This window comes from Rathayibacter tanaceti (genome assembly GCF_001634385.1).
Taxonomy (GTDB): domain Bacteria; phylum Actinomycetota; class Actinomycetes; order Actinomycetales; family Microbacteriaceae; genus Rathayibacter; species Rathayibacter tanaceti.
The window spans coordinates 1-2,303 of record NZ_LIIN01000221.1 but is presented as its reverse complement, the minus strand read 5'-3'; the positions used below and the strand labels follow the sequence as shown (position 1 = coordinate 2,303).

Below are 2,303 nucleotides of genomic sequence, written 5' to 3'. Positions count from 1 at the left end.
GTTCGGCGATCGGCCCGTGCTCGGGTACCAGCCAGCGGCCGGACACCCACGCTTGACGCGCACCCGAGCGCACGGCGGAGGCGTCCGACCGCGCACCCAGCACCAGGCCGAGCGCGGTCACGACCATCGTCTTGCCCGCTCCGGTCTCGCCCGTGACCGCGGTGAACCCCGGTCCGAGCGGGAGCGTCGCCTCCGCGATCACTCCGAGATCACGGATCTGCAGCTCTTCGAGCATGAGGACTTACTCCGTCTCCGCCGACCCCCGCCATCCGCGGATGGGGAGACCGAACTTGTGCACGAGTCGATCGGTGAAGGGGGCGTCGTGCAGTCGGGCGAACCGCACCGGCACCGGCGACCGCCGGTAGACCACACGTGCTCCCGGCGGCAGCTCGTAGGTGCGCCGGCCGTCGGCCCAGAGCACACCGACGCCATCGGTCCGCTCCTTCACCTCCACGGCGAGGCTCGACTCCGGACCGACCACGAGGGGCCGGGCGAACAGGGCGTGTGCGCTCAGCGGCACCAGGAGCATCGCCTCGAGCGTCGGCCAGACGACCGGGCCACCACCCGAGAAGGCGTACGCCGTCGATCCCGTCGGAGTCGAGACGACGATCCCGTCGCAGCCAAAGCTCGACAGCGGCCGACCGTCGACCCCGACCATCACCTCGAGCATCCGCTCTCGGCTGCCCTTCTCGACGGTCGCCTCGTTGAGGGCCCAGGTCTCGTAGACGACGACCTCGTCGATCTTGACGCGCACCTGCAGCGTCATCCTCTCCTCGACCGAGTAGTCGCCGTCGAGGGCGCGGGCCACCGCGTCGTCGAGATCGTCGCGCTCGCTCTCGGCGAGGAAGCCGACGTGCCCGAGGTTCACTCCCAGCAAGGGCGCCGTCCCGGATCGGACGATCTCCGCAGCCCGCAGGATGGTGCCGTCGCCGCCGAGCACGAAGACGAGTTCGATCGACTCCAGTGGGACATCGACGCCGAGTACGTCGACGTCGGCGAGATCCGGGGCGACGGCGACGATGTCGACCTTGTCGTCCGCGCAGAGAACAGGGCGCGCGCCGGAGCCGCGCAGGCGCTCGACGACGAGGACCGCCGAATCGAGGGAGTCCGTCCGGCCGGTGTGGGCGATGACGAGGATATTGCGCTCGTCAGGAGGGGACTGCATCGAGAGGGTGTCCTTCAGGTCGATCGGAGGCGGCGCACACGGTCGCGTCATCCGGGGGTGAGCGCGGTGACCGCGTCCCTCCATTCTGTCGGAATCGTCCCGCTGTCGCGGTGGAGGTGCGCGAGATACTCGTGATTGCCAGCGGTGCCTGGGAGTGGTGACTCCGTGAGGCCGACTACTCCGAGCCCCACATCCCAGGCCGACCAGAGCACGTCCGAGAGCGCCTCCCGGCGCAGCGCCGGGTCGCGGACGATGCCCTCGCGGATTCCGGTCCGCCCGACCTCGAACTGAGGCTTCACCAGCACGATGAAGTCCGCATCCGGAGAGACCGAGGAGGCGACGGCCGGCAGCACCATGGTCAGCGAGATGAACGACACGTCCGACACCACGAGATCGGGCGCGATGTCGCTCCGTGCAGCCTCCGCGAGTCGCTCCCGCGTCATGTCACGCGCGTTGAAACCCTCCACTACCCGCACTCTCTCATCGGATCGCAGCCGTGGAGCGAGCTGAGAGTGACCGACGTCGAGTGCGACGACCGAAGCGGCTCCTTTCTCCAGCAGCACCTGCGAGAAGCCCCCGGTCGAGGCGCCGACGTCCAGGGCGTGGGCTCCCTCGACCCGTACCGATCTGAACGATTCGAGCGCAGCCAGAAGCTTGTGCGCCCCGCGACTCACATAGTGGTCGAGCGCGGCGACCGCGACGTCCTGATCGTCGCGCACTCGCAGTGACGCCTTGAGCGCCGGCGATCCGTCCACGGTGACAAGACCGTCCGCGATCAGTCGAGCTGCGTGCGTCCGGGACCGGGCTATCCCCCGTTCCGCCAGCACGGAGTCGAGACGTGCGCCCGCGCTCACCGCTCGCGATCCGCGTTCTCGAGACGGCGGCGCAGGTGCTCCTGCAGCCGGGAGTACTCGGAGGACCGCGCCGCCAGGGGCTGCTCCTCGATCACCAAGAGAGCATCAGTGAGATCGTCGAGTGCGGCGTCACCGGTCGGGACCGCTTCTCGTGGCTCGATCTGAGAGTCCTCCCGGACCACTGCGGCTCCTTCTCTCTCGGGACTTGTGGGACGACACGATTCGTCGTGCCGGACGGACCACTTCGTCATCGAGATCGATCCGACCGGTGCTGTCCTGGTCCA

The 2,303-nt window shown here is 68.9% G+C and carries 4 protein-coding genes; all 4 read right to left on the bottom strand.

The window, feature by feature from the left end; genetic code table 11:
• A partial coding sequence (locus ACH61_RS15090) for an AAA family ATPase (RefSeq protein WP_153038937.1) occupies nt 1–235 on the bottom strand: 235 nt, incomplete at its 3' end.
• Nucleotides 236–241: 6 nt separating this feature from the next.
• A complete protein-coding gene (locus ACH61_RS15085) occupies nt 242–1,165 on the bottom strand; it encodes an NAD kinase (protein WP_068213628.1) in 924 nt (307 codons plus the stop codon).
• 47 nt (nt 1,166–1,212) lie between these two features.
• A complete protein-coding gene (locus ACH61_RS15080) occupies nt 1,213–2,019 on the bottom strand; it encodes a TlyA family RNA methyltransferase (RefSeq protein WP_068213625.1) in 807 nt (268 codons plus the stop codon).
• Nucleotides 2,016–2,201, bottom strand: coding sequence for a hypothetical protein (locus ACH61_RS15075; RefSeq protein WP_068213622.1), 186 nt, complete (start codon nt 2,199–2,201; stop codon nt 2,016–2,018). Before ACH61_RS15075 ends, ACH61_RS15080 begins: the two co-directional genes overlap by 4 nt.
• Between the last annotated feature and the right edge of the window lie 102 nt (nt 2,202–2,303).